Consider the following 5,354-nt stretch of genomic DNA (forward strand, 5'->3'; position numbering starts at 1 on the left):
ATGAGGCCCGCGGTCACCGGCTGGATCTTGTTCAGCGTGATCTCGTCGCGGGTCTTCGCTTTCGGCTTCTTCGCCAGCGCCATCTGCACGCCCGAGAGCACGAAGGCCATGGCGGCCTGGCCCATGATGGCGGTCGCGGTCAGCCCGGCGGCCCAGCCCCCGGCGGCCGCCGCCAGCGCCGCCCCGACCGGCGGCATCGCGGCGGCGGGGGCAACCGATAGAAGAAAGAGAGCCGCCGCGAGGCCAATCACCCGATGCGCCATGCCGCCTCCGCGTCGAGGACCGGGCGGCGGACGGGTCCGCGCTCGGCCAGATGCACCGCATGGCGGCCAGTGACGACGCCCATGGCGCCGGGCAGCGCGCCCGCGGCATCGCCCATCACCCAGTCGCCGCGCCGCGCCAGCGCGACCGGCACCCGCGGCAGATGCGCGTCGATCAGATCGGCAATTGATCCGAAGCCAAGCCGCACCAGCCCCTTCGCGGCCTGCCTCTCGCTGGCATAATCCGGCAGGTCCGGGATCGGATCGGTGCCTGTCATCGCCCGCGCGGTCGCCCGGCAGAAGCCCAGGCAATCGGCCGCGCCCCAGACGAAGGCCCGGCCCTCCCAGTCCCGGATCTCGGCCGCCAGCCGCAATTCCCAGCCCTCGCGGCGGGTGATCACCGTCCCCATGTGTCCTCCCGGTTCTGGATGGCTTGCACGAGGTCGAAGAAGCGGTCGCCGGGAAAGCGGCGCTGCTGATCCTCGGGCAGGTAGTAGAACGGGCGCTTGCGGCCCAGATCCATGGCGCGTTCCTCGCAGGCGAGCGTCGCGGTCGCGGCCTCGGGCCCGTCATCGCTGTCGAGCGTGTCCGCGAGCCCGTCCCAGAGCACATCGGCCGCCTCGATCCGGCCCTCGGGGTCGAAGAGCGCGAGGCGCAGCGTCACCCGGCGGCGCTGGAATTCCTCCAGCTCGGCCAGCGCCACCACCTCCGGATCGAGCCCCGCCAGCGTCAGCGTCAGCCCCGGCATCTCGCCGCCCGAGGTCTCCTGCGCCTCGCCGATCCGCAGCATCTGCCCGGCGGCGCCGAGATAGGTCACGCCTTCCCATTCGACGCTGCCCAGCCCCGTGAACATGTTCAGTTCGCCGTTGTCGAACCGGCACTGCACCAGCAGGCCGAGGATCCGGTCGCCGCTGGTGTCCATCAGAGCGCCTCCATGCGCATATATCTGCACCCGATCCTTGCACTCGCGCAGCGCAGGGCGTATTTATATGCGCACAACCACACAGGGGCGCCGAGGGTGGAAACCAACAGCCGGAAGATCATCAAGCGCCTCGAACAGGACGGCTTCGTGCTGGTGAAGGTCACCGGCTCGCACCACAAGTTCCGCAAGGGCGACCGGACGGTGACGATTCCGCACCCGAAGAAGGACCTGCCGCTGGGCACGGTGCGCAACATCCACAAGCAGGCCGGTTGGCTGTGACCGAAGGGAGAGACCCCATGCGCCATTACATCGGCGTCGTGCATCAGGAGGGCGACAGCGCCTTCGGCATCCATTTCCCCGACGTGCCCGGCTGCTTCTCGGCCGCCGATTCGCTCGACGATCTTCTGCCCAATGCCAGCGAGGCGCTTGCGCTTCATCTGGAAGACGAGCCCCTGCCCGAGGCGCGCAGCCTCGATGCGGTCCGCACCGATGCGGAGGTCGCCCGCGATCTTGAGGCCGGGGCCTTCCTTCTGGCGGTGCCGTTCTTCCGGCTGAGCGGGCGGACCGCCAAGGCCAATATCACCATGGATGCGGGGCTGCTGGCGGCCATCGACCAGACCGCGAAGGAGCGCGGGCTGACCCGTTCGGCCTTCCTTGCCGATCTGGCGCGGCGCGAGATCACCGGCTGAGCCTGCCATCAGAGCGCCTCCACCAGTTGCACGGTGCGGGTGCGGACCCGGGCCTGGCTGACGGCGAGCGCGGTCTCGGGACCGGCCAGCGCCCAGGTGCCGTAAGGCGCGCGCAGCGCCACCGGATCGCCCGGGGCGACGGGCGCGCGCAGGCGGGGCCAGAGGGTGAGGGTCTGCCGGAAGGCGGCCGTGGGGGCCTCGGCCCCGGTCACGATGTGCAGATGGCCGTCGAGCGTGAGATAGTCGCCGACAGTTATGGTGTCGGCTGCAGTGGCGAGTTGCAGCACCAGCGTCTGCGCCCGGGCATTGGCGGCCACCGCCACCACCGGATCGGCGGTGATCGTGCCCTGGGGGCCCTCATACTCCATCGCGGCCATGTCGAGCTCGAAGCGTCCGGCCGGGCCATTGAGGCTCGCGAGCCAGGCCGAGATCGCCGCACTCTCGCGGGCGTCAAACGCCGCCAGGGTCAGCTCGGCCGCCCAGGTCCCGCCCATGAAGTCATAGGCGGTTTGCGCAAAGCTGTAGGGCGATTGGGTGCGGATCGAGGAGGTCACCTGGCGCAGCGTGAAGCCCGCGATGCGGACGGCCTCGGGCGGGAAGGCCATCAGAGCCCCTCCCGGCGCTGGCGGGCATAGACCCGCTGCGCCTCGTCGCGCGTCACCCGCCGCACCGCCTCCGCGATCTCTTCGGGGCTCGCCGAACTGCCCGCGACCGAGACATGCACATCGCCCATGCGCACCCCGCCGCCGCCGAGGCTCGCGACCCCGAGCTTGCCATTGCCCAGCCGGGTCAGCGGCAGGATCGCCTCGGGGCCTGCCTCGCCCATGAGCCCGGTCGCGCCGCCCCGCATCGGAAAGAAGGTCGGCCGGTCGACCACGCCGCCCGCGGCAAAGGCCCGGACCCGGCCGCCGTCGAAGACATTGCCAAGGGCGCTGGCCGTCACGCCCCCGCCCGCACCGGCACCGCCGAACATCCCCGAGAGGAAGCTGTCGAAGAAGCCGCCCATCGCGGTCGAGACCGGCGAGAGCGCCCGGTCCAGCAGATCGTCGAGCATCCGGTCGGCCAAGGCCGAGATCGCGTCGCCCGCATCCGCCGACCCCTTGGCCAGATCCTTGAAGAAGGTCTTGAAGCTGTCGCCGGTCTCCTTCGCGGCGTCGGCCAGATCCTCGGTTGCCTGCGTCACGGCACCGGTGCCGCCATCCCCCGCGCCGCCCGCCGCATCGCCGATCCGCGCGAGGCTGGTCGCGGTATTGCCCGCCTCGTCCGAGACCCCGGCCAGCGTCTCCTTCAGCGCCGCCATCGAGGCCAGCGGCGTGCGGATCATCGCATCGGCCACGCCATTGGCCTCACGCTTCAGCCGTTTGGCCTCGTCGCCCGCTGCCGCGGCGGCCTCTTTCGCCGCCGCCAGCCCCTCGGCCGCGCCGTCCGCTGCCTCCTTCAGCGCCGCCGCGCCGGGCAGGATGTCCGGCAGATCGGCGAAGCGCGCCAGGAACCCCGACCACTTCTCCTGCAGATAGACCATCACCTCGCCCCAGATGGCTTTCATCCGGGCGCCGAGCTCTTCCATCCTGAGCCGCATCAGCTCGGGCCCCATGACGATCCGGTCCCAGACCTCGGCCGCGACATCCTTCATCAGATCGAGCGCCGCGCCAAAGCCCCCCGCCGCCGTCACCAGCCGCCCGAACCACAGCACCAGCTCGCCCGCGACCACCACCAGCGCGCCGATCCCCGTGCGCATCAGCGCGGCCCGGGTCAGCAGGAGTTTGGCGTTCAGCGCCGCCGCCGCCACCGTCGCCGCCGCGAAGCTGGCCGCAAACCGCCCCGCGATCAGCGTGGCGGCCGCCCCGGCATAGGCCGCGACCCGGTCGAGATTGGACAGCACCAGATCGAGGGCCGAGGCCAGCGGCGCGCCCTTGCGCCAGAGATCGGCAAAGCCGGTCGCGAGCCGCTCGATCCCCGGGGCTGCGGCCGCCGCCAGCGTGTTGCCAAGCCCGGTCGCCACCAGCCCCAGCCGCGAGACCGCGTCATTCGCACTCTCTATATTGTCGGCGTCCAGTTCCGACACCACGACGCCGAAGTCTTCGACGTCGCGGGCGGCCTGGCGCAGGGTCGCGGGATCCATCCGGCTCATGGCGATGGAGCCTTCCTCGCCGAAGAGCTGGCCCGCCACCGCCGCCTGCTGGGCCGCAGGCACGAAGTCGAGGATCGCGGCATTGATGGCCTCGACCCGGGCATCGAGCGGCATCTTCAGCAGATCCCCGGCCGTGAGGTTCAGCCGCTTCAGCGCATCGACCGCAGGCCCGGTGCCGGTCGCGGCCTGGCTGAGGCGGCGGGTCAGGTCCTTCGTGGCCTGCTCGACCGTGCCCATGGCGACGCCCGAAAGATCGCCCGCCCGGCTCAGCACCTGCACCGACTTCACCGTGGTCCCGAGCGATTGCGCGAGCTTGGCCTGGGCATCGACCGCGCCCATGGCCTGTTTGGTCATGAGGCTCAGCGCCCCGGTCGCGGCGGTGACCGCGCCCGCGAGCCCGACCGTCACGGTCCGCGCAAAGCGTTTGGACCGGTCGTCGGCCGATTTGAGCCCGTTGCGGAACTCGGCCGAGTCGAGCCCCAGATTGACGCGCAGCGCGCCGATCACCGCCTTGAGCGCCATGGATCACCTCTTTCCATGTTGAGTCTGTTGCTGCTGGAAGCGCGCATGCATCACGCGGGCGCGCAGGATCATCACCGCCGCCTCGCGCTTCGGGTCGGGCGGCAGGATGAAGTCTTCGGCCCGGGGGAAGTCGGGCGTCCGGGTGAGGGCCGCGACATGCCAGGCGAGCCAGCGGTCGCGGTGCTGGCCGACCTTCGCCCGGGCCGCGGCGCCCGCCATCTGGGCGCGGTAGAGGCCCGGGGTCAGGGACCAGAAGGCGGCCGGATCGAACCCGGCCGCGCAATAGTCCTTCAGCAGATCGAGCCAGCCCGCAGGGCTCAGCCCATGTCCGACCCCTCGGGCTTTCCCGGCGCGGGGGCCTCCCCGGCCAGATCGGACAGATCGGCCAGGAAGCCGCAGGTCGAGATCACCCGGCCGAGCACCGGACCCAGTTCCGGGCCGAGCTCTTCGGCGACCGCGCCCGCCTGGCGCAGCGTGGTCGCGGGGCGGTGATCGCGCATCGCGGCCCACAGGATCAGCCGCATGGTGCGCACCGATCCCGCCTTCAACGAGGTCATCACTTCGGCCAGCGTCTGGCCCGCCTCGTCTTCCAGCTCGGCAATGGCATTGAAGCTGAGGATCAGCCGCAGCCGCTCGCCGCAGGCCTCGATATCGACCTCGCCCTTCATCGGATTGGCCATGGATCAGCCCTCCTCGGGCAGGGTGATGGACAGGCTGCCGGTGACCCGGAAACTCGCGGAGACCTCCTGGAACTCGCCCACGGTGGCGGGCGGCGCGTAGGATTTGAGCCAGCCCTCGAAGAGCCAGACCGTGCCGCCCGGGAAGGTGAC

General features: G+C 71.0%; 9 protein-coding genes. 2 read left to right on the top strand and 7 right to left on the bottom strand.

The genetic code is table 11. The features are described 5' to 3' along the window. The 3 genes from EV657_RS20995 to EV657_RS21005 form a co-directional block, all read right to left on the bottom strand. A partial coding sequence (locus EV657_RS20995; RefSeq protein WP_134079788.1) for a hypothetical protein occupies positions 1 to 263 on the bottom strand: 263 nt, incomplete at its 3' end. Beyond that, a complete protein-coding gene (locus EV657_RS21000; RefSeq protein WP_134079789.1) occupies positions 248 to 670 on the bottom strand; it encodes a DUF6950 family protein in 423 nt (140 codons plus the stop codon). The genes EV657_RS20995 and EV657_RS21000, both read right to left, overlap by 16 nt. Further along, positions 658 to 1,182 (bottom strand): hypothetical protein, encoded by a 525-nt coding sequence (locus tag EV657_RS21005; protein ID WP_134079791.1) that lies wholly within the window; start codon positions 1,180 to 1,182, stop codon positions 658 to 660. Before EV657_RS21005 ends, EV657_RS21000 begins: the two co-directional genes overlap by 13 nt. A 96-nt stretch (positions 1,183 to 1,278) precedes the next feature. Between EV657_RS21005 and EV657_RS21010 the strand changes: the two genes are divergently transcribed. Further along, a complete protein-coding gene (locus tag EV657_RS21010) occupies positions 1,279 to 1,461 on the top strand; it encodes a type II toxin-antitoxin system HicA family toxin (protein WP_075786980.1) in 183 nt (60 codons plus the stop codon). 17 nt (positions 1,462 to 1,478) lie between these two features. Next, positions 1,479 to 1,871 carry a type II toxin-antitoxin system HicB family antitoxin gene (locus EV657_RS21015; RefSeq protein WP_134079793.1) on the top strand — a complete coding sequence of 131 codons (393 nt, stop codon included), beginning with the start codon at positions 1,479 to 1,481 and terminating at the stop codon, positions 1,869 to 1,871. An 8-nt stretch (positions 1,872 to 1,879) separates the two neighbouring features. On the opposite strand, the gene EV657_RS21020 is transcribed toward EV657_RS21015, so the two are convergent. The 4 genes from EV657_RS21020 to EV657_RS21035 form a co-directional block, all read right to left on the bottom strand. Beyond that, entirely contained in the window at positions 1,880 to 2,476 is a 597-nt protein-coding gene (locus EV657_RS21020) for a hypothetical protein (protein WP_134079795.1), read from the bottom strand. Continuing rightward, a complete protein-coding gene (locus EV657_RS22005) occupies positions 2,476 to 4,524 on the bottom strand; it encodes a phage tail tape measure protein (RefSeq protein ID WP_208323339.1) in 2,049 nt (682 codons plus the stop codon). The genes EV657_RS21020 and EV657_RS22005 overlap by 1 nt, the downstream gene beginning before the upstream one ends. 3 nt (positions 4,525 to 4,527) lie before the next feature. Beyond that, on the bottom strand, positions 4,528 to 4,743 hold the full coding sequence (locus tag EV657_RS21030; protein WP_134079796.1) for a hypothetical protein: 216 nt from the start codon (positions 4,741 to 4,743) through the stop codon (positions 4,528 to 4,530). A 98-nt stretch (positions 4,744 to 4,841) separates the two neighbouring features. Continuing rightward, positions 4,842 to 5,204, bottom strand: coding sequence for a GTA-gp10 family protein (locus EV657_RS21035; RefSeq protein WP_134079798.1), 363 nt, complete (start codon positions 5,202 to 5,204; stop codon positions 4,842 to 4,844). Between the last annotated feature and the right edge of the window lie 150 nt (positions 5,205 to 5,354).

Source organism: Rhodovulum visakhapatnamense, assembly GCF_004365965.1.
Classification (GTDB): Bacteria; Pseudomonadota; Alphaproteobacteria; order Rhodobacterales; family Rhodobacteraceae; genus Rhodovulum; species Rhodovulum visakhapatnamense.

What these genes read in the sequence shown, in the direction of transcription:
- EV657_RS21000 (WP_134079789.1), bottom strand. Translation starts at nt 670, where the DNA reads ATGGGGACGGTGATCACCCGCCGCGAGGGCTGGGAATTGCGGCTGGCG.
- EV657_RS21005 (WP_134079791.1), bottom strand. Translation starts at nt 1,182, where the DNA reads ATGGACACCAGCGGCGACCGGATCCTCGGCCTGCTGGTGCAGTGCCGG.
- EV657_RS21015 (WP_134079793.1), top strand. Translation starts at nt 1,479, where the DNA reads ATGCGCCATTACATCGGCGTCGTGCATCAGGAGGGCGACAGCGCCTTC.
- EV657_RS21020 (WP_134079795.1), bottom strand. Translation starts at nt 2,476, where the DNA reads ATGGCCTTCCCGCCCGAGGCCGTCCGCATCGCGGGCTTCACGCTGCGC.
- EV657_RS22005 (WP_208323339.1), bottom strand. Translation starts at nt 4,524, where the DNA reads ATGGCGCTCAAGGCGGTGATCGGCGCGCTGCGCGTCAATCTGGGGCTC.
- EV657_RS21030 (WP_134079796.1), bottom strand. Translation starts at nt 4,743, where the DNA reads ATGGCGGGCGCCGCGGCCCGGGCGAAGGTCGGCCAGCACCGCGACCGC.
- EV657_RS21035 (WP_134079798.1), bottom strand. Translation starts at nt 5,204, where the DNA reads ATGGCCAATCCGATGAAGGGCGAGGTCGATATCGAGGCCTGCGGCGAG.